The following is a 277-nucleotide window of genomic DNA, read 5'->3' as shown; positions in this document are numbered from 1 at the left end:
CCCGAGCTTGGCCATCATCGGCCCGCTCGGGTCGGTCGTCAGCGGCTCGACGCCTTCATCCGTGGCATCCTCACGATGATCGCCCTCGGCCGGTCCATCATCCGAGCCGACATCGTGCGCCTTGAGGTCTTGACCCGCTTGGGTGTGCTGCTGACCCCAATGCTCCGCGATCACGTCCACCGCTTGGCGCTGGCCGGTGAGGATGCTGATGCACTCCTCACGGGTCGCCTCGCTGCTAAACGCGCCACGGGTCACGGGGTGCTTCTCCCGCAACACC

1 protein-coding gene is annotated in these 277 nt (G+C 66.8%); it reads right to left on the bottom strand.

The window, feature by feature from the left end; translation table 11 throughout:
* The coding region (locus R0J92_RS22680) for a hypothetical protein (protein ID WP_411053321.1) at positions 1 to 255 on the bottom strand (255 nt) is incomplete at its 3' end.
* Between the last annotated feature and the right edge of the window lie 22 nt (positions 256 to 277).

This window comes from Tritonibacter sp. SIMBA_163 (assembly GCF_046535935.1).
GTDB lineage: Bacteria > Pseudomonadota > Alphaproteobacteria > Rhodobacterales > Rhodobacteraceae > Epibacterium > Epibacterium scottomollicae.
This window is presented reverse-complemented; position numbering and strand designations above follow the sequence as displayed.